Genomic DNA, 19,644 nt, shown 5'->3' on the forward strand with positions numbered 1-19,644 from the left:
CCGGAGCCCGAAAAACCATGATCTCGTTTATTCTGCGCCGTTTGGCGAGCGCCGTGCCGACCCTGTTTATCGTCGTCACGATTTCGTTTTTCCTGATGCGTTTCGCACCGGGTGGCCCGTTCAATCTCGAACGCCCCCTGCCGCCGCAAACGATGGAAAACCTGATGAGAACCTATCATCTGGATGAGCCATTGTGGCGCCAGTATCTCATCTATCTCGGCAATGCCGTCACCGGCGATTTCGGTCCGAGTTACATCTACAAGGACAATACCGTCGCGCAGTTGATCGGCAAGGGCCTGCCCTATTCGCTGGAACTCGGCAGCTATGCTCTTCTGCTGGCGCTGGTGGGCGGCGTTCTCGCCGGCACCCTGGCCGCGCTCAGGCAGAACAGTGTCTTCGATTTCTCGATCATGTCCATCTCGACAATTGGCGTCACCGTGCCGAACTTCGTTGTCGCGCCTGTTCTCACGCTGATCTTCGCCGTCATGCTCCGGCTCCTGCCCGCAGGCAGCTGGGGTGACGGATCGCTCAGATATCTCATCCTTCCGATGATCGCGCTCGCTTTGCCGCAGCTTGCCGTCATCTCGCGTCTGACGCGCGGTGCGATGATCGAGGCTCTGCGGATGGACCATATCCGCACTGCCAAGGCTTACGGCCTGCCAGCCCGCAGCGTGGTGGTGTTCCATGCCATGCGCGCGGCCATGCTGCCCGTCGTTTCCTATCTCGCGCCCTGCGCGGCAGCCCTGCTAACGGGTTCGGCGGTCATCGAGACGATCTTCACGATCCCGGGGGTCGGGCGTTATTTCGTTCTTGGCGCCATCAACCGTGACTATACGCTGGTGATGGGAACCGTGGTTCTCGTCGCCATTTTTGTCATCGTGTTCAATCTCGCGGTCGATATCCTTTATGGCCTGCTTGATCCGAGGGTCAGACATGACTGATATTTCCGGCAATCTTGCCCATCAACCGCTGGTGAAAAGCCGAAGCCTGTTCCAGCTGGCAGCCCTGCGTTTCAGACGAAACAAGGCCGCCATGGCGGGTTCCGTCATGCTCGTGCTGATTACGCTTTTCTCCTTTATCGGCCCGCATTTCCTCGCGCATACCTATGACCAGGTGTTTTCATCCTATGTCTCTGTGGCGCCAAGCCTTGAGCCGCGCCCGGACGTGAACAACCTCCAGGGGGTGATGGAGGGCGTCGCCGGCCGGGCACGCGTGGAGTTGAAGGAATTTTCCGTGGAAGGACAGACCTTCACGGCAACCGTCACCTCCAGCAGCCCGATCGACCCGCGCACGACACGTTATTTCGACCGCGCCAACGAATTTGAAAACACCAGGGTCGTGGCCACCGAAGACGAGGGGCGCACGCTGAGGCTGGAAGGCGACGTCAACCGCGAATATTTCCTCTTCGGCACGGATTCGAACGGTCGCGACCTGCTGGCCCGCGTGATGCTGGGGGGACAGATATCGATCGCCGTCGGCGTTCTGGCCAGCCTCGTTTCACTCGGAATCGGCGTTCTCTACGGCGCGACGGCGGGATATATCGGGGGGCGTGTCGACAATGTGATGATGCGTTTCGTCGAAATCCTCTATTCGCTGCCCTTCGTCTTTCTGGTGGTCGTTCTGGTGGTGTTTTTCGGCCGCAGCTTCATCCTGATCTTCCTGGTGATTGGCGCCGTGGAATGGCTCGATATGGCGCGTATCGTGCGTGGCCAGACGCTCGCTTTGAAGCGGCGTGAATTTGTGGGGGCCGCACAGGCTTTGGGTTTGAGCGACTGGCAGATCATCCGCCGTCACATCATCCCGAATACGATCGGGCCCGTCGTCGTGTTCGTCACGGTCGTCGTACCCAAAGTCATTCTTCTGGAAAGCTTCCTCTCCTTCCTCGGCCTTGGCGTGCAGGCGCCGCTGACGAGCTGGGGGGCGCTGATTTCCGAAGGTGCCAACAATATCCAGTCGGCCCCGTGGCTACTGATATTTCCGGCGATCTTCTTCGTGCTGACCCTGTTTTCGCTCAATTTTGTGGGCGATGGGTTGCGTGACGCACTCGATCCCAAGGATCGTTGACATGAATACGACATCTGAAACCATCCTCACCGTGCGCACTCTCAAGGTCGATTTCACGACGCCGGACGGCAAGGTGAACGCCGTCAAGGGCATCAATCTCGACGTCAAACAGGGGGAAACGCTTGCCGTCGTTGGAGAATCCGGTTCCGGTAAAAGCCAGACGATGATGGGCATCATGGGGCTGCTTGCATCCAACGGTATGATCGAGGGCTCGGCAAAATATCGAGGGCGCGAGCTGATCGGCCTGCCGGTCAGCGCGCTGAACGATATTCGCGGCGCGAAAATCACCATGATTTTCCAGGAGCCTATGACCTCGCTCGATCCTCTCTACCGGATCGGCGCGCAGATCGCCGAACCGATCCTCTACCACAGGGGTGGCAGTAAGAAGGAAGCGCGCGCACGCGTCCTCGAACTCCTGAAGCTCGTGGGAATTCCTGACCCGGAGCGGCGTATAGACAGCTACCCCCACGAGCTTTCCGGTGGCCAGCGTCAGCGTGTGATGATCGCCATGGCTCTCGCGAACGAGCCGGACATTCTGATTGCCGATGAGCCGACCACTGCGCTTGATGTGACGATCCAGGCGCAGATCCTCGACCTTCTGAAGTCGTTGCAGCAACGCTTCGGCATGGCCATCGTCCTGATCACGCATGATCTCGGCGTGGTCCGCCATTTCGCCGATCGCGTCGCCGTCATGCGCCGCGGCGAGATTGTCGAGTCCGGCACAACGGAAGATATCTTCGATCGCCCGCAGGCGGACTACACCAAGATGCTACTCGATGCCGAACCCCGCGGGCACAAACCGGCCGTCGGCACAGAGGCGCCGGTCGTCCTCTCCGGCCGGAACGTGACGATCGACTATAAAATTCCGGGCGGCTTCCTGGCGAAATCGAGCAGGTTCCGGGCTGTGGACGACGTCAATATCAGCCTTCGCCAGGGACAGACCATCGGTATCGTCGGCGAATCCGGATCAGGCAAGTCGACACTCGGTCGAGCGCTTCTGCGTCTTATCGTGGCTGATGGCCGCATTTTCTTCGGCGAGAGGGAAATCACCGGACTTGACCGAAAGGCAATGCGGCCCTTGCGGCGGCATCTGCAGCTTGTATTCCAGGACCCCTACGGCTCGCTTTCGCCGAGACAGACGGTCGGAGAGATCATCACCGAAGGCCTGTTTGTGCATGAGCAACGCTTGAGCCGGGCGGAGCGAGACAAGCGGGCAATCGCAGCACTGAAAGAAGTCGGCCTCGATCCCGCAGCCCGCAACCGCTACCCTCACGAGTTTTCAGGCGGGCAACGCCAGCGTATCGCAATCGCCCGCGCGATCATCCTCAAGCCGGACGTCGTCATTCTTGACGAACCCACATCCGCGCTGGACCGATCCGTTCAGGGACAGGTTATCGACCTGCTGCGTGATCTGCAGAAGACACATAGCCTTTCCTACATCTTCATCAGCCACGACCTTTCTGTCATCAAGGCCATTTCGGATTACGTCATCGTCATGAAAAACGGGAAGATTGTGGAAGAGGGCGAAACCGACGCCATATTCAACAGGCCGGCGGCTGAATATACCGAAACACTCATCAAATCCGCGTTTTCGGCGGAAGTGGCACGCTAGGTAATCGCCCGGCCGTGCCGGGCCGTCTCTTAATAAAGCCGGCCGCTTCAAGGTGAACAATGTGGTGAATGAGGCCCTCGATAAGCTGGAGCAACGGGGCGTGCCCGGCCTTCATCCGCTCCGCCTGCCATCCAGGCTAAGGCGTTTCAAGCGATGATCTCATCTCCTGATCGGCACGGACGGCCGCAGTCAGGAAGTCAAGCACGGTTCTTACGCGCAGCGAGATGTGGCGGCGTGAGGCATAGACCACGTTGATCGGTAAGCGGACCGGTGGAAAATCCGGCAAGAGATTGATCAACCGCCCCTCGCGGAGATCCGCCTCAACCACGATATGCGACAGGATTGCGAGGCCACCGCCGCCGAGAACGGCGCGATGAACGGCCGTCGCATTGTTACAGGTCAGCCGGGGCGTCAACGAAACACGGATTTCCTCGGCACCGCCGGAAAAGCTCCATACCCGCCGATCTCCGCCCCGAACGTAACAGATACAGTCATGCAACACGACCTCGAAAGGATGGGATGGTTCCTTGCGGCCCTGCAGGTAGTCGGGCGAAGCAACCAGAAAGGCGGTCGTCCAGCCAATCCGCCTGAAAATCAGGCCGGCATCCGTGATCTCGCCAATGCGGACTTCAAGATCGATCCCATCTCCGACAAGATCCGACGGCTCCTCGCGGGTCATCAATTCGACGCTCAAACCGGGATGTGTACGTAAAAGCGCGGGCAAACGTTCGCTCAGATAAAGCCCGAGCGGAGCCGGCAGGCTCAACCGGACTTTCCCGGCAACCTTTTTCCCGTCGCTCGTCGCACTTTCACCCAGCGCATCGACAGCCTCGATGACCCGCTGCGCCATCGGGATCATCCTTTCCCCTTCGATCGCAAGCGCCAGCGCGCTCGTGGAGCGATGAAACAGGCGGACGCCATAATGACCTTCAAGGGCAGATATCTGTCGGGAGATCGCCGGTTGGGTCAGACCCAGATCGAGAGCTGCCGCTGAAAACGACCCTGTCTCCGTGACCCTGAGGAAACTTCGCAAGGCAGAAACGACATCCATTGCAGCCTCCCCATAACGTTTGCGCATGAGCCTTATGCCTCATGCTTAGTCCGGTTTCGGTTGCCTGTCCAGCAATTAAGGATATTTTATGTCCTTAATAAAGGAGAGAACGATGACACAGCGCCTTAACTACGCAGCCCAGTCCCCGAGTTTTTCAAGAAATTGTCCGATCTCAGCATGTCGCTGAAGGACAGCGTGATCGAGCAAAAGATCCGCGATCTCGTTAACATCCGCGCCTCCCAGATCAATGGTTGCGGCTTCTGCCTCGACATGCATGTCAAGGAAGCCAAGATTCACGGCGAAAGCGAACTGCGCCTTTATCACGTCGCTATCTGGCGCGAATCCAACCTTTTCATTCCACGGGAGCGCGCAGCCCTTGCCTGGACGGAAACGGTTACCGAACTGCCGGAGGGCGGCATCCCCGACGAACTCTACGAGCGCGTCCGCGGCCAGCTTTCGGAGAAGGAAATCTCGGATCTGACCTTCTCAATCATGACGATCAACGCCTGGAATCGCGCCAGCATCGCCTTCAAGGCCGTCCCCGGTTCTGCCGACAAGCTCTATGGCCTCGAGAAGGCCGGCCTCAGCTGAGGTGGGAGACGATCGTATTTTCCAGACAACAGGGTGGCGTCAGCGGGTCTGACAAAGGAGACATCATGAAAATCGTTATTATCGGAGGAACCGGCCTGATCGGTTCGAAGACGACCGAACGCCTGCGGGCCAAGGGACACGAGGTCATCGCCGCCTCGCCCAATACGGGGGTCAATACCATTACCGGCGAGGGCCTCGCAGATGCGCTCGCCGGGGCCGACATCGTGCTCGACCTCGCCAACTCTCCTTCGTTCGAGGACAAGGCGGTGATGGAGTTCTTCGAAACCTCGGGCCGCAATCTGCTTGCCGCGGAGAAGGCGGCAGGCGTCAAGCATCACATCGCCCTTTCGGTGGTTGGAACGCAGAGGCTTCAGGACAGCGGTTATTTCCGTGCCAAATTGCAGCAGGAAAAGCTGATCCGGGACGCCGGCATTCCCTATACGATCGTGCACTCCACCCAATTCATGGAATTCCTCGGAGGCATTGCCCAATCCGGCATGGTGGATGGGAAGGTGCATTTGTCACCGGCCTTCGTGCAGCCCATCGCTTCCGACGACGTTGCCGAAGCGATGGGCGACGTGGCCCTGGGTCTCCCTGTCAACGGCATAATCGAAATCGCCGGCCCTGAGCGCTTCCGGCTTAACGAACTGGTTGCCCGTTATCTGAAGGCCACGTCGGATGCCCGCGACGTGGTCGCCGATCCCGACGCGAAATATTTCGGGGCCCGCCTGGAAGATGGAACGCTGGTTTCCGATGACGCCCCACGTCTCGGCAAGATCGGCTTTGAACAGTGGTTCGCCACGTCTTCGCGCAAATAAGCGATGTTCTCAAACTCGTAAGGATGAATGCAATGATTAAAAGAACCCTCGCCGCGATTGGCATCGCCGCCCTTGCCACAGGCATTGCCACGGCACACGACGCGCCCGGCGGAGCAGCTTCGAAGGTCACGCTCGTTTACGAGCACGAACTGCCCAACGTACCGGGTAAAAGCCTCAAGGGCGTGCTGGTCGAATACGGCCCCGGCGGTTACTCCGATGCCCATACCCATCCGGATTCGGCCTTCATCTACGCGACGGTGCTCGAAGGCTCCATTCTCAGCCAGGTCAACGATGGTCCGGTGAAAGAATATAAAGAGGGCGAAAGTTTTTCGGAATATCCGGGTGACCGGCATGGGGTCAGCAAGAATGGCAGCGACACCAAACCCGCCAGGCTTCTCGCTGTTTTTGTGGTCGATACCGGTCAGAAGGATCTGACTTTCCCGATCAAGAAATAAGTCACGCAAGGGCCGGATGCCGCATTTTCATCCGGCCCTTTTCCATCTTCGCAGGAGAAACCGACATGTTTGCGATACCTGATATCGCCAGCTTTCTGATCATCGATGTGCTGGGCGTCGTTGGCATCGTCATCTGGCATCTGCAAGGGTCCAGGCGACCCACTGCGCGGTTGATCGTGCAGATCGGGTTCTTTGTCGCCATGACCCTTGTTTTCGCCTACGGCAATATCCTGCCGCACCGCATTCCCGCGAACGAGCGGGTAAGCGGCAGTGACATTGCGGGCGTCTCGGCGCGCGTCCTGTGGTGGGTGCATCTCGCCTGGGCAAGCATCGGCTTTGTCCGCCTCTACATCGTCCTCGATCGCCGGCCGCAGGAAGCCCGTCTGATACAGGACCTTATCGTTGCCGGCGTCTATCTGGGCGTCACGCTGTCCATCGTGGGTTTCGTCTTCGAAGCCCCCATCGGCACGCTGGTTGCAACCTCCGGCGTCGTTGCAATTATCCTCGGTCTGGCGCTTCAAAATACGCTCGGCGATCTATTCTCGGGAATAGCACTGACGCTCGGTCGCCCATTTTCCATTGGCGACTGGATTCAGCTTGCCGATGGTACAGAGGGACGCGTCGTCCAGAACAATTGGCGCTCGACGCAAGTGCTTACGCCGGCCAATAATCTGATCGTTCTTCCCAACAGCACGCTGGCCAAACTCGGCTTGACCAATCTCAACAGACCCGATGAGACCCATCTCATCGTCTTGCCCGTCCGCATCACCGCCGACAGGAGGCCAGCGGATGTCGAGACGATCCTGAGGTCGGCGATGCAGACCTGCCAATGCATAGTCCAGTCACCCGTCCCGATCGTCGCCCTCAAGGGTATCGATGCGGTCGCCATCGATATCGAACTCCAGTTTCGGGTGACGGCACCAGCCGCAAGAACGCCCGCGCGCAATGAGGTCATCGATGTCGTGCATCAACACTGCGCCGCGCATGGTCTATCCTTCGCAATGCCTGTCCAGAGCTATCTGCAACTGGCAAGACCGCGCCGGCATTGACGACGTGATGGGAAGATCAGCCGGACCTCTTCAGAACCCATTCGAAGGTGCCGGACCAGATTTCCGGCGCGATATCTTTTTCAAGTATCTTTCCAAGCTCGGCAAACGTCACACGGCGAAGTGCGTTACGCCAGGCTTCGTCAGCTTCCCACATGATGCGCGCGATCGCACAGGGACCGCTTTCGCAATAGCCTTCCGGGCGGCAAGGGTTGTTCGCCCGGATATTCTGGCAGACGAAAGTGCGGCCATTCCCTTCCACCGCTTCGACGACATCGAGAAATGTGATTTCGCTCGCCGCCTTTGCCAGCCGATAGCCGCCCGTCGGGCCAAGGGTTGTCCGGACGAGACCTGCCTGGGAAAGGGTCTGCAGCGCCTTCGACAGGTATTCCTTGGGAAGCCCATGAAGTTCGGCAAGCGCCTTGGTGGAGAGATATCGGCCTTCAGGGAGGCCCGAGAGGATGGCGCAACAGTGAAGTGCCCACTCGACTTGGCTCTTGAGGATCATGCAGGACATCCTACCGCAATCGTGCGGTGATTAAGGATATTCAATATCCCTATTTGCCGAGCTTGTAAATATCCGTAGCGGCCGCACCCTGGCAATCGATGACCGCAAAGCCTGCGGGGTGGAAGGATATCACCGTGTTGGCCATCCGCGTCGCGATCGTCATCGGCTCCAAACCGCAAGGAACCGCGTTAAAAACCACGGACTTACGGTTTTACGGTGCCAGGACCTTCCCAACCCCGCGGCTGCTCCGCCAGAAGCACAGCTTTTGCTTTATCATTGTTTTACAACACGTTAGAAAATCATCCCGCCGCTTCTTGACAGGGCAAACCATTTGATGTGATGGTATGCCATAATAAATAATATAAGAGAGCGGAGCTTAATATGAACTGGAACCAGATTTCCCGGAAATGCATAGCCGTGCGCGCCAAAGCCCTTATGGCGGGTGCCGCACTCACTGTTTTTGCCGGCACCGCCGTCGCCCAGGACTGCACGCCGAAAATATCCGACGACCATCTCATCAAGCCCGGCCACCTCGTCATGGCCACCAGCCCGACGTTGCCGCCCATGGCCTATGCCGACCAGCAGGGTGTGCTGAAGGGTTTGCGCATCGAACTCGGGTACGAGATCGCCAAGCGGCTCTGCCTGAAACCGGAATATATCAGCACCGAATATGCGACGATGGTGCCGGGCCTGCAGGGTGGCCGCTGGGACATGATCAATGCCGGCCTGTTCGTCACGGCGGAGCGGCGCAAGATCCTGTTCATGATTCCCTATGAAAACCTCGCCATCAGCATTTCCACGGCCGTCGGCGCGTCCGATCCCATCGCCAAGGTCGACGATCTCGCCGGCAAGGCCGTCAGCACCGATATTGGCGGCTATGCCGAGCGCAAGATCAAGGAACTCAACGAAGACTTCAAGAAGCGCGGTCTTGCGCCGATGACGATCAACCTGTTCGACAATTATGCGACGGTTTATCAGGCGCTGCGGGCCGGTCAGGTGCAGGCGGCCGTCTCCATCGATCCCGTCGCCAAGCAATATCAGGATCGCGGCGAATTCACCCATGCGCTGTCCGGCATGTATCCCACGCCCGGTTCGCTTTCCTTCGGCAGCAAGGATGTGGCCGACGCCGTTTCCGCCGCCCTGAAGGAGATGAGGGCCGATGGTTCGCTTGAAAAGCTGATGGGCGGTTATGGCGTCAGCATAGCGCCGGGTGACCTCGCCGTTCTCGGCCCGGAAGGCTGAATTTCATCCATCTGAACTGTCATCGTGGCGGGAAGCTTTCCGCCGCGACCGTTCCCGCATGAATTGGAGAAAGACGTGAAGGGTTGGAACTGGGAAGGTTTCTTCGAATATCTGACGAATTATTATCTGTTCGAGGGCGCGCTGGTGACGCTCGGCCTCACGGTCTTCGCCATGACGGCGGGCCTTGCGCTGGGCTTCGTCATTGCGGTGATGCGCATGTCGAAATACCGCATCCTGTCCGGCCCCGCCTATTTCTACACCTGGATATTTCGCGGCACGCCGCTTCTGGTGCAGCTCATCATCATCTATACCGGCCTGCCGCAGATCGGCATCAAGCTCACCGTCCTGCAATCCACCCTGATCGGCCTGTCGCTCTGCGAGGCCGCCTATCTCTCGGAGATCGTCCGCGCGGGTATCGCCGCCGTTCCGAAAGGCCAGATCAATGCCGCCCGCGCCATCGGCATGACCGAGGCGCAGGTGATGCGCTACATCGTTGCGCCGCAGGCCTTCCGCATCATCATTCCGCCGCTCGGCAATTCCGTCAACGGCGTGCTCAAGACGACGTCGATCGCCTCGATCATCTCCATGGAAGAGCTTCTGCGCCGCACGCAGGTGCTCATTCAGGAGAAATTCCTGGTTCTGGAGCTCTTCATGGTCGCGGCCCTTTATTACCTCGCCATGACGACCGCCTGGGAACTGATCCAGCGCCGCATCGAGAAGCGGTTCGGCAAGGCCTATGGCCCCATGTCCACTGACGCGCATTAAGGAGTGGCCTGATGTCGCAAGCAATCAGCATGATCGAACTGCAATCCGTCAACAAATGGTACGGGCCGAATTTTCAGGTTCTGACCAATTGCAGCCTGAATGTCGCCAAGGGGGAAGTCGTCGTCATCTGCGGTCCCTCCGGCTCTGGAAAATCCACTCTCATCAAATGCGTGAACGCGCTGGAGACGATCGGCAACGGCGTCATTACCGTCAATGGCGTGGAGGTGACAAATCCGAAGACCGATATGCCGAAACTGCGCTCCAAGGTGGGCATGGTGTTCCAGCATTTCGAACTTTTCCCGCATATGACGATCCTTGAAAATCTCTGCATCGGGCAGGAAAAGGTTCTGGGCCGCTCGCCGGCGGAAGCGCTCGCCAAGGCCAATGCGCTGCTGGAAAGGGTGGGCCTGACGGCGCATGCCAGGAAATATCCCGGCCAATTGTCGGGCGGGCAGCAGCAGCGCGTCGCCATTGCCCGCGCATTGGCGATGGACCCGGTTGCGATGCTGTTCGACGAGCCGACATCGGCGCTCGATCCGGAAATGATCAACGAGGTGCTCGACGTCATGGTCTCGCTCGCGCAGGAGGGCATGACGATGATGGTGGTGACCCATGAGATGGGTTTTGCCCGCAAGGTGGCGGACCGCATCGTCTTTATGGATGGCGGCGAGATCGTCGAGATCGGTGAGGGCGACAGTTTCTTCACCGATCCGAAAACCGATCGCGCGCGCTCCTTCCTGTCGAAAATCCTGGCGCACTAGGTTCATGCAGGCCGGAGCAAGCCCCGAAAACCCGCTTCGGCCATTCCGAACAACGCAGTCTGATAGTGGCGGAGAACCGCAATGATAAACCGTGTCCTGATGCCCCGCGAAATGCTCATCGGCGGCGGCAGCCGTTTCCGATTACCCGCTGTGGTAAAATCGCTGGGGGTCAATCGCCCGTTGCTGGTCTGCGATCCGGTGATGCAGAAGCTTGGTCATGCAGAGGCTCTTCTGCAGGCGCTTGCGGAGGAAGGTATCGCGGCGGCTGTCTTCTCCGACGTTGTTGAAGACCCGACGGACATATCCATCGCCGCTCTGGTGAAACATGTTGCCGATGGCGATCATGATGGCCTGGTTGCGCTTGGCGGCGGCAGCGCCATGGATACGGCCAAGGCCGGCGCCATCGTCGCCACGAGCGGTGAGAAGTTGAGCGCCCTCAAGGTGCCGCGCATCGTGGATTTTTCCGTCATGCCGGTGATCGCCATTCCCACGACGGCGGGAACCGGTTCGGAAGTGACCCGCGCCGCCGTCGTCACCGATACGGCTGCCAGCGAAAAAATGCTGATGCTCGGCACCGCCGCTTTGCCGGTCGCGGCCATCATCGATTATGAGCTGACGCTGACCTGCCCTTACCGGGTCACGGTCGATACCGGCATCGATGCACTGACCCATGCGCTGGAAGCGCTGGTCAACCGCAATGGCAACGCCCATTCCGAAGCGCTGGCGCTCTCCGCCCTGAAGCTGATCGGCGCCCATCTTGAAAGAGTGGCGAACGATCCGGAAGACCGGGATGCGCGTGAAGCGATGATGCTGGGCGCGACCCATGCCGGACTTGCCGTCTCCAACACCTCCACCGCGCTGATCCATGGCCTCAGCCGGCCGGTCGGCGCCTTTTTCCATGTGCCGCACGGCATGTCGAATGCGATGGTGCTGCCGCTGGTCACGCAGTTCTCGCTGAGCTCGGCTCTTTCCAATTATGCGGCAGCCGCGCGGGCGCTCGGCTGTGCCAGTGCGGCGGATAGCGACCAGATTGCCGGCACGAAGCTGGTGGAGGCTTTCATCGGCCTCAACAGGCGGCTGAAGGTGCCGACCCCGCAGGCATTCGGCATCGACAGGAGCCGCTATCTCGATCTCGTGCCTGAAATGGTCCGCCAGGGCCTCGCTTCCGGTACGCCGGCAAATAACCCGCGAGTGCCGACAGCGGCGGAAATGACGCGTTTATACGACCTCGCCTATGACGGTCGCATCGAAGAGTTCTAAGTCATAACGCCCTGCCAGAATTTACGATTTTCGATTTTTCGAAAGAGAATCGTCTGGCACCCGCGCTCCGATCAGGACACCCTCGCCGACCTTGATGTCGGCCATGATGGATCGTTTCCGGGGCTCTAGCCGGTCTGGATAATGCCTCTGGCGTCGAGCGCTGTGAGATCTTCTCTCAGGCGTACGGCCATATCCATCCGCTCATGAAGGATACTCATCACGCCCAGGTCGCCGTTATCGAGCTCTCGGAAAAATAAATAATGATGCTCATACCGGCTAAAATAGGCCTCGCGCGTGATGTCACCGGGAACGGCAAGCCTTTGGGGAAGGCGCCGCCAAAGCAGGTGGTTGTCGCAGAGACGCTGCAAATGCGCGTGCAGGCCACGTATATAGGTCTCAGCCTGCGCTTCGCCCCAGGCATCCACCGTATCACGCCAGATTTTATCCTGTGCGGCGTCGGCAGGCGCATAAAAGCGATAAGCTGTCATAACGAGCGACGCTTGTTTCGGCCGATGACATCGTCAGCCGAGACGGCTACAAACTGGCTATCATCCGCACGCATGGCGGGAGCAAGTTCCTTTTGTAGCGCATCCCATGCCTCGTCGCGGGTTTGTAGGTCACGCCGAATAAGCGCTCGAATATATTCGCTCGCATTCTCATAAAGACCTTCATCGCCAATCTGCTGCTGAATATGGTCCTGCAATGCGCCGCTGACCTTGACGTGAATGCTACCTGACGGCATGGCCTTTTCCTTTCGCTCTCCGCAACTATGGAAAGCGTAGCATATATTGTCAATATTCATCACGGCAAGCCAGCAACTCGCACAGGGCGCAAGGACGGTGTGGCGTCTCCGGTGGCAGCGCCAGCCGAAGCTAGTGCAGCCACTCGCAACGATAGGCGAGGACCGGCTCGGAAAATCCTTTCAGCCTGTAGCGATGACCATAGACGAGGACATCGGCGCCGCCATATTCCTGGAAGGTCTTGTCCGACATCAGGATCTGATCGCTCTGGGCGGCAGCGCAAAGCCTTGCGGCCAATTGCACGGTGGTGCCGAAGAAATCATTGCTGTCTTCGATTGGCTCACCACAATCCAGTCCGATGCGGATGTGAATGGGCTCGCCCTTGTCGCTGTTATAACGATGGAACTCGCGCTGGATATCAATGGCGCAATCGACCGCAAATGGCGTCGAGGAGAACACTGCCATTATGCCATCACCGGTGTGCTTGACCTCCCGTCCCGATCGTCGTCCCAGACAGCCACGCACCAGCGCATCATGCGCCCGGACGAGTTCCGTCGCCATACGATCGCCGAGGCGGGCCGTCATTTCGGTCGAACCGACAATGTCGGTGAAAAGGATCGCGCGGTGACCGGCGTCCATGTCTTTCAAAACAGGCCCGACCGCTACCGGATCCTGTATTCGCCCGAGAAACGCTTCTACGGCCGACAGGGCAACTTCCACGACTTCACTGGCGATAAAACCGTGGGCTTCCCGATGCACGCACTGTGCGGTTTCGGCATCCGGGGCATCCATAAGGCAAAAGGCAGTACCGCGCCTTTCATCAAACCAATAGGTCAAGAACCTGACGCCATACTGATCCTGAATGTTGAGATCTTTAAGATGTGCCGCGGCAATATCCGCCGCTGAAACTCCGGCAAGCTCGTGCCGGTCCATGAAGATAGGCATTGTTTCCTCCCGAGAGTATATCGTTGCCTCCTCTGCCGGCGAGTTTACGACTTCACCGAACGAGCGTCCATCGTTCTTACGGGTGACGCCGGACAGGAGGGAAGCACCGGAAAGAGCGATATTCGTTCGCGTTATACTTTCGGGGTTGCGGAGCCGAATGGCCTTTTACCTGCGTTTCACCATGCGCCGCAGCAGGGAACCGGATCGGGACTTGCGAGGAATGAGGTGGATATCGCTGACCAGCTTTGCGCCGCCGTCCCGACGTTCCAGCGTTATCTTTCGGCTGTGGAAGGCTTCAAGTTCGGCACGATGCGCCACGCTGATGATCGTGGCGTCGGGCAATTCATCGATCACCGTCTGCATCATCCTGTCCTGGCTCTTTTCGTCCAGAGCCGCGGTCGCTTCGTCCATGACGATGATATCGGGATCGTTCAGCAACAGGCGAGCGAAAGTCAGCCGCTGTTTTTCACCACCCGACAGCGTCTGGTCCCACGGCGCCTCCTCCTCCACCTTGTCCTTGAGGTGGCCAAGACCGACCTTTTCGAGAGCTTCCCCTATCTCTTCAAGCGTCCAGTTCTCGGCCGCCTGCGGATAGCAGACCGCCCGGCGCAATGTGCCGGACGGAATATATGGCCGCTGCGGCAACATGAAAAGCCGGCTGTCGGCGCGAAAACGCACGCTGCCCCCACCCCATGGCCACAGGCCGGCGATTGCCCGAACAAGCGTGCTCTTACCGGAGCCGGATTCTCCCGCGACAAGGACCCTTTCTCCCGGTCCGATTTCGACATCGGTTTCCTTGACGACGGCCGTCCCGTCGCCCAGCGAAACGGAAACATCCTTGAGGCTGAGCATTGTTTCGCCTTCCGTCTCACCACGCACGATCCGGCCAAGCGTATCGCTCTGTTCGGCCCGCTCGAGCCCGTCAAGCGACATCATCAGGGATGCAACGCGCCGTGCGCAGGCATTCCAATCCGCCAGCCGCGGATAGTTATCGACCAGCCAGCCGAAGGCGGATTGAACGATGGTGAAAGCCGATGCCGCCTGCATGACCTGACCGAGGGACATGCTTCCATCGAGAAACTTCGGCGCGCAGAGCAGAACCGGGACGACGGGCGCAATCAACATCGATCCATGCGACACAACGGTGGTGCGCATATATTGCTGCGCCATCTGCTTCCACTGGTGCCGAACATTGCGGAACCTCCTGTCGAGGTCGCTTCGCTCCTCCTCCTCGCCGCCAAGCAGGGCAATGCTCTCGCCATTTTCCCTGACCCTGGTCAGCGTGTAGCGGAACTCCGCCTCAAGCTGGTTCTTGACCTCGGAAACCCTGACGAAGTTCCGGGCGATCCATGCGATGGAGCTTGACGTGATCAGCGCGTAGATCACTGCCGCCACCACGAGAAAGCCGGGGATGGTGACCCATATCCCACCGATCGGCAGCGTCAGCGCACCGCCGATCGTCCACAGGACAACGATGAAAGTCGAGGCCGACACGAAGGCGGCGATGACGCCCGCTATGAAATCCACCGGCGCTTCGGTGGCGATCCGCATATCTTCCGAAAGCCTCGCCTCCGGGTTCTGGTGGTCGCCGTCAATCAGATTGAGCTGGTAATAGCGGCCATTTGCAGTCCACCGGGAGACCAGCACCTTCGTCAGCCACGACCGCCAGCGCCTCTGGATCCGCATTCGGACATAGACCTGCGATGTCACGATCAGCACGCTTCCCAAAACGAGCGGCGGGAATATGGAGGCGAGAAAATAAACCGTGGATGCATCGCGTTTTTCAATCGCGTCGAAAATCCCGCGATTCCAGACGTTGATGCCATATTGGAAACCGACATTAATGCCGATCATCACCAGCAGCCCGATGGAGAATGGCCATGCCAGCCCATCGCCGCGACGGCTCCAGAAACCTCGCGCGCTGATCCAGAAGCGCTTCAGCAGATATTTCTTGCGAGCCTGCTCGGCCTCCTCGGGTGTCAAACCCAGAGCAGGTTCTTCCGCCGGCGGAATGGGATCATCGGCGGCGGCGGCGTTAGCATGTGAATTCTCTGCACCATTCTGGCCGGTGCCATCGACTGGTTTCGGGTTTGCGTCAGCATCGGTCATGAACGCTTAAACGAGTGGCGGTTTGAAAAGTTGCAGGTCAGGAACGCGTACCGAGCTGATAGCGGGCGGAACATGACCGGCCCGCGTTCCGCACAGCGCCCGCTTGCTTTCCAGTCAGGCCACGGCCCTGAGATGCGCGCATGCAAGCGTGACCGTTGTGCGGCGCACAAGTTTCGGACGAATAGGCATGAATTTCGGATTTTTAGGTACATATCATCCGAAAAAATTCATCTAAGACTCTCTCAACTCAAGGAGAGACAACATGACGGACACGACATCACAGTTTGACGGGACGACGATTCCCCTTGATACCGACGAGCAACCCGCGTGGACTGCGGCAACGTGGTTCGCGGTTCTTTCGATGGCGGCCACCAGCTTTGCGCTGGTATCGGCCGAGTTTCTGCCAGCGGGACTTCTGACGCCCATGGCGCGCGATCTCGGGATCACCGAAGGTACGGCCGGGCAGGTCGTCACGGCCACCGCTTCCGTAGGCGCGGTGGCGGCTCTGCTGAGCAATGTTCTCATCGGCAAGCTGAACCGAAAGACAGTGCTTGTCGGCCTGAGCGTGCTGGCGATCGCCTCCAACGTTCTCGCATCCTTCGCGACCGATTTCTGGCTGTTGCTGGTAGGCCGGGCCGGGCTGGGCATCGCGCTCAGTGGTTTCTGGGCGCTGTCGGTTGCCGTTGTCTCGCGGCTCGTCGGTGCGAATTCGACCGGGCGCGGCATGGCTATCGTCACCCTCGGCGTTTCGCTCGCCACCATCGCCGCCCCTTCGATGGGTGCCTTGATCAGCGACTGGCTGGGATGGCGCATCGCCATGTCGATGACGGCGGGGCTTGCTGTCATTGCCATGCTGCTGCAGGTCCTTAGCTTGCCGTCGCTGCCGGCAAGTACCAGCAACAGTCTTTCCGACGTTTTCCGGCTGACGCGGCGGCGCAGTGTCCAACTGGGGATGCTTGCAATCCTGTTGCTGATGACGGGCCATTTCGCCGGCTCGGTCTATGTGCGTCCTTTCCTGGAACAGGTGACGCTGCTTGGGACCAAGCCGATTGCACTCGCACTGCTCGGGTTTGGCGTCGCCTCCGTGATCGGCAATGTCGCGGGGGGCCGAATGGCTGACACCAGTATCCGCCTCGCACTCACCGTCACCGCCGCCCTGATGGCATTTGCGACGCTCGCCCTCGTTCTCTGGGGCGCTCATACCGGTGCCGCATTTGCTCTCGTTGCCCTCTGGGGCCTTGCCTTCGGCATGGCGCCCGTCGTACTGCCGACCAACCTCTCCCGCGGCGCCCCCGACGCCCTGGAAGCAGCAGGCAGCCTGATGGTCGTTTCTTTTCAGGTGGCTATCAGTATCGGTGCGGTTTTCGGCGGCTACATCGTCGATTCCTACGGCGCGACTGCTCCTTTGGCTCTGACTGCGATCCTGGCTGCAGCCACCGCCGCTCTCGCCTTGCTGCAGCGCGCTGACTAAGCGCTGCGGCAAACGGGTGGCGGTTTGCACAAACCGCCACGTAAACACGGGTCAAAAATCAGCAAGACTCCTGCCTTGCGTCACTCCACCTTTGCGTTACGCTTGCGCAGGGATTTCCAATGGAGGGACTGAGGCATGTGCAATACCTGCGTGATCGAGAACGTGAAACGGAACATGCTGTCACGGCGCCTGCTGTTCAAGGGCGCCGTGGCCGGAGCAACGGCAATGGCGGCGGGCAGCCTCGCGGCCCCGGTGCTGGCGCAATCACCCCGGCAGGTCATCGATCTCACCCATAGCTACGATTCAACATTTCCCACATTCGACGGCAAACCGGGAATAGAGTTCGAATGGGCAGCGGAGATCGCCAAGGACGGTTATCAGCTCCACAAGCTCACCATCTACGAACATACCGGCACGCATATCGATGCACCCTTCCACTTCAGCGCCAACGGCGCGAGCGTCGATCAGCTGGAGCCGCAGAAACTCGTCGCGCCACTGGTCATCATCGACATCACCGACCGTGCGAAAGAGGATGCCAATTCCACCGTCGAGGCCGAAGACATCGAACGCTGGATCTCTGCGAATGGCGACATACCGGCAGGTGCGCTCGTGGCTTTGCGCTCCGGCTGGGCAACCAAGGTGAAAAGCCCGTCATTCCGCAATGACGATGCCGGAAAATTCGCCTTCCCCGGTTTCGGCAAGTCCGCGACCGATCTTCTGCTCGAGCGCGACACGGTCGCTATCGGCGTCGACACGCTTTCACTGGACCCCGGCAATTCGGCGGATTTCGCCGTCCACAATTCCTGGCTGCCGGCGGGGCGCTACGGGATCGAGGGCATCAACAACCTTGAGGCTCTGCCGGTCAAGGGCGCGACCGTGATTGTCGGCGCACCGAAGCATAGCGGCGGGACGGGTGGGCCGGCGCGTATCTTGGCTCTGGTCTGAGACCGGCACACTCTGCAACAGCAACATGCCGCCGCCGGCGCATGAACGCGCGGCAACGGCCATTCCGCGACGCTGCAGCAGAACGGCAACAACAATGCCTATGGCATTTTCCAGTACGGGCGCAACACCGACACCAATGTGGTGCAGGATGGCGGCAATGGCAGTGGCCTGACCTTTCAGTTATGGCTGGTAAGGCAATTGCCGGACAGCCATAACTCGGGCACTTCACCGCCGCATGGGCTCAATTCGTAAGGACGGCCAGAAGCTTTCCGTCTCTGCCCTGCACGATATTCTGGGCCGGAACCGGTGGCGCATCGGAAGCAGGCAGAGGCGGAGCTATCAGCCACGCGCCGGGATAGTCATTGCGAAGATGCCGGGGATTATAACGAATAGTGCTGCCGGCGGCATGGTGATACGCTCCAAGCGTCGCATCTTTTGACAACACCCCTCTTTTGACCTCGTGAAGCTTGCGCTCGCCATCAAGGGCAAGCGTTGCCTCCGAAAGATCGAAATTATCGATCCGGACGATCTGGCCTTCCGGCGTATCGAGAACCCATCTGTCGGAATCGATAAAGCCATCGGTATAGACATTGCCGGTTGAGGACCGCAGGAACGTGCCTTTCGGCAGGGTGATGCCGTCGACGACATTGCCATCGGCGAGAATGCATGTGCTGAAGGCGGATATGCCGCCATCGGGCTTCAGGTCGAATTGCAGGGGCTGTGTCGCGTCACAACGCCAGCCGCTCTGGGTGGTCACGCCCCTGCCGGTTATCCGCATATTGTCAGGGGTAAAGCCGATCGTCTCGTAATTCTCGTTGGTTTTGATCGAAATATAACGGACGATCTCCACGGCATCGGTACCAGCGACGGAAACGGGATGCGGAAACAGGGCGCGATTGAAGGATTCCGGTGTATCGGCGACCGATAATTCGAGTTTCGTGCCCTTGGGCATATCGATCTGGCCAAGGCGTATGGGTTCCGAGAGTTCCGGGCTGTAGCGCGCGGCTCTCTCTTTGTCATAGGCATGCATCTGGAGATAAAAATCGCCGATCTGCCACAGGGTGAAAACTGCGACAGCGGTCACCAGCCCATAGGGCAGGATCATAGGCCGTTTCCAGCGTCCGGCCGCATATCGAAGGACAAGCCCCAGTGTCCAGACGACCCAGACGAAGGTCGTGACGAGAAGGAAGGCGAGGAAAAGCAGCGCTTCAACGGATGGCAGTGCGACAGGGATCATGAAACCAGCGGCCTTGGGCGGATC

General features: G+C 59.3%; 19 protein-coding genes and 2 pseudogenes. 14 read left to right on the forward strand and 7 right to left on the reverse strand.

Features of this window, described 5'->3' with window-relative positions; genetic code table 11:
* The first annotated feature begins 17 nt into the window (after positions 1-17).
* From oppB to ACIQUH_RS12380, 3 genes are read left to right on the forward strand one after another with little or no spacing between them, the layout of a single operon-like run.
* Positions 18-941 carry an oligopeptide ABC transporter permease OppB gene (gene oppB, locus ACIQUH_RS12370; protein ID WP_400815318.1) on the forward strand — a complete coding sequence of 308 codons (924 nt, stop codon included), beginning with the start codon at positions 18-20 and terminating at the stop codon, positions 939-941.
* Positions 934-2,064 (forward strand): ABC transporter permease, encoded by a 1,131-nt coding sequence (locus tag ACIQUH_RS12375; protein ID WP_400815320.1) that lies wholly within the window; start codon positions 934-936, stop codon positions 2,062-2,064. The genes oppB and ACIQUH_RS12375 overlap by 8 nt, the downstream gene beginning before the upstream one ends.
* A 1-nt stretch (position 2,065) precedes the next feature.
* Positions 2,066-3,676 carry an ABC transporter ATP-binding protein gene (locus ACIQUH_RS12380; protein WP_400815322.1) on the forward strand — a complete coding sequence of 537 codons (1,611 nt, stop codon included), beginning with the start codon at positions 2,066-2,068 and terminating at the stop codon, positions 3,674-3,676.
* Positions 3,677-3,812: 136 nt separating this feature from the next.
* Here ACIQUH_RS12380 and ACIQUH_RS12385 read toward each other — a convergent pair whose 3' ends face one another.
* The gene (locus ACIQUH_RS12385) at positions 3,813-4,727 is read right to left on the reverse strand and encodes a LysR family transcriptional regulator (protein ID WP_400815324.1); all 915 of its coding nucleotides are present in this window, start codon (positions 4,725-4,727) and stop codon (positions 3,813-3,815) included.
* 112 nt (positions 4,728-4,839) lie between these two features.
* Between ACIQUH_RS12385 and ACIQUH_RS12390 the strand changes: the two are divergent.
* The 4 genes and pseudogenes from ACIQUH_RS12390 (at position 4,840) to ACIQUH_RS12405 (ending at position 7,640) form a co-directional block, all read left to right on the forward strand.
* A pseudogene (locus tag ACIQUH_RS12390) lies at positions 4,840-5,318 on the forward strand (carboxymuconolactone decarboxylase family protein).
* A 65-nt stretch (positions 5,319-5,383) separates the two neighbouring features.
* Positions 5,384-6,136 (forward strand): SDR family oxidoreductase, encoded by a 753-nt coding sequence (locus tag ACIQUH_RS12395; protein WP_400815326.1) that lies wholly within the window; start codon positions 5,384-5,386, stop codon positions 6,134-6,136.
* A 32-nt stretch (positions 6,137-6,168) separates the two neighbouring features.
* A complete protein-coding gene (locus ACIQUH_RS12400) occupies positions 6,169-6,591 on the forward strand; it encodes a cupin domain-containing protein (RefSeq protein ID WP_400815328.1) in 423 nt (140 codons plus the stop codon).
* Between the two features lie 65 nt (positions 6,592-6,656).
* The gene (locus tag ACIQUH_RS12405; protein ID WP_400815330.1) at positions 6,657-7,640 is read left to right on the forward strand and encodes a mechanosensitive ion channel family protein; all 984 of its coding nucleotides are present in this window, start codon (positions 6,657-6,659) and stop codon (positions 7,638-7,640) included.
* A 16-nt stretch (positions 7,641-7,656) separates the two neighbouring features.
* Here ACIQUH_RS12405 and ACIQUH_RS12410 read toward each other — a convergent pair whose 3' ends face one another.
* On the reverse strand, positions 7,657-8,145 hold the full coding sequence (locus ACIQUH_RS12410; protein WP_400815332.1) for an RrF2 family transcriptional regulator: 489 nt from the start codon (positions 8,143-8,145) through the stop codon (positions 7,657-7,659).
* Between the two features lie 381 nt (positions 8,146-8,526).
* On the opposite strand from ACIQUH_RS12410, the gene ACIQUH_RS12415 reads away from it, so the two are divergent.
* From ACIQUH_RS12415 to ACIQUH_RS12430, 4 genes are all read left to right on the forward strand, one after another.
* On the forward strand, positions 8,527-9,387 hold the full coding sequence (locus ACIQUH_RS12415) for a transporter substrate-binding domain-containing protein (protein ID WP_400815334.1): 861 nt from the start codon (positions 8,527-8,529) through the stop codon (positions 9,385-9,387).
* A gap of 75 nt (positions 9,388-9,462) precedes the next feature.
* Positions 9,463-10,152 carry an amino acid ABC transporter permease gene (locus ACIQUH_RS12420; protein ID WP_400815336.1) on the forward strand — a complete coding sequence of 230 codons (690 nt, stop codon included), beginning with the start codon at positions 9,463-9,465 and terminating at the stop codon, positions 10,150-10,152.
* A gap of 29 nt (positions 10,153-10,181) precedes the next feature.
* A complete protein-coding gene (locus ACIQUH_RS12425; RefSeq protein WP_400815684.1) occupies positions 10,182-10,913 on the forward strand; it encodes an amino acid ABC transporter ATP-binding protein in 732 nt (243 codons plus the stop codon).
* A gap of 81 nt (positions 10,914-10,994) precedes the next feature.
* The gene (locus ACIQUH_RS12430; RefSeq protein ID WP_400815338.1) at positions 10,995-12,173 is read left to right on the forward strand and encodes an iron-containing alcohol dehydrogenase; all 1,179 of its coding nucleotides are present in this window, start codon (positions 10,995-10,997) and stop codon (positions 12,171-12,173) included.
* Positions 12,174-12,298: 125 nt separating this feature from the next.
* On the opposite strand, the gene ACIQUH_RS12435 is transcribed toward ACIQUH_RS12430, so the two are convergent.
* From ACIQUH_RS12435 to ACIQUH_RS12450, 4 genes are all read right to left on the reverse strand, one after another.
* Positions 12,299-12,661, reverse strand: coding sequence for a type II toxin-antitoxin system RelE/ParE family toxin (locus ACIQUH_RS12435; RefSeq protein ID WP_400815340.1), 363 nt, complete (start codon positions 12,659-12,661; stop codon positions 12,299-12,301).
* Entirely contained in the window at positions 12,658-12,915 is a 258-nt protein-coding gene (locus ACIQUH_RS12440) for a type II toxin-antitoxin system ParD family antitoxin (protein ID WP_400815342.1), read from the reverse strand. The genes ACIQUH_RS12435 and ACIQUH_RS12440 overlap by 4 nt, the downstream gene beginning before the upstream one ends.
* Positions 12,916-13,045: 130 nt before the next feature.
* Positions 13,046-13,858, reverse strand: coding sequence for a nickel-binding protein (locus ACIQUH_RS12445; RefSeq protein ID WP_400815344.1), 813 nt, complete (start codon positions 13,856-13,858; stop codon positions 13,046-13,048).
* A 165-nt stretch (positions 13,859-14,023) separates the two neighbouring features.
* Positions 14,024-15,967: an ABC transporter ATP-binding protein/permease gene (locus ACIQUH_RS12450; protein WP_400815346.1), complete on the reverse strand. Its 1,944-nt coding sequence runs from the start codon at positions 15,965-15,967 to the stop codon at positions 14,024-14,026.
* A 262-nt stretch (positions 15,968-16,229) separates the two neighbouring features.
* On the opposite strand from ACIQUH_RS12450, the gene ACIQUH_RS12455 reads away from it, so the two are divergent.
* The 3 genes and pseudogenes from ACIQUH_RS12455 to ACIQUH_RS12465 all read left to right on the forward strand — a co-directional run.
* Positions 16,230-17,438 (forward strand): MFS transporter, encoded by a 1,209-nt coding sequence (locus ACIQUH_RS12455; RefSeq protein ID WP_400815348.1) that lies wholly within the window; start codon positions 16,230-16,232, stop codon positions 17,436-17,438.
* Positions 17,439-17,573: 135 nt separating this feature from the next.
* Positions 17,574-18,383, forward strand: a complete 810-nt coding sequence (locus tag ACIQUH_RS12460) for a cyclase family protein (RefSeq protein WP_400815349.1) — start codon at positions 17,574-17,576, stop codon at positions 18,381-18,383.
* Between the two features lie 48 nt (positions 18,384-18,431).
* Positions 18,432-18,576, forward strand: a pseudogene (locus tag ACIQUH_RS12465) (curlin); the annotation flags it as partial.
* Between the two features lie 48 nt (positions 18,577-18,624).
* Here the strand turns inward: ACIQUH_RS12465 and ACIQUH_RS12470 are convergent.
* Positions 18,625-19,620, reverse strand: coding sequence for a hypothetical protein (locus tag ACIQUH_RS12470; RefSeq protein WP_400815352.1), 996 nt, complete (start codon positions 19,618-19,620; stop codon positions 18,625-18,627).
* Between the last annotated feature and the right edge of the window lie 24 nt (positions 19,621-19,644).

Source organism: Agrobacterium sp. NPDC090283 (genome assembly GCF_044769685.1).
Classification (GTDB): domain Bacteria; phylum Pseudomonadota; class Alphaproteobacteria; order Rhizobiales; family Rhizobiaceae; genus Agrobacterium.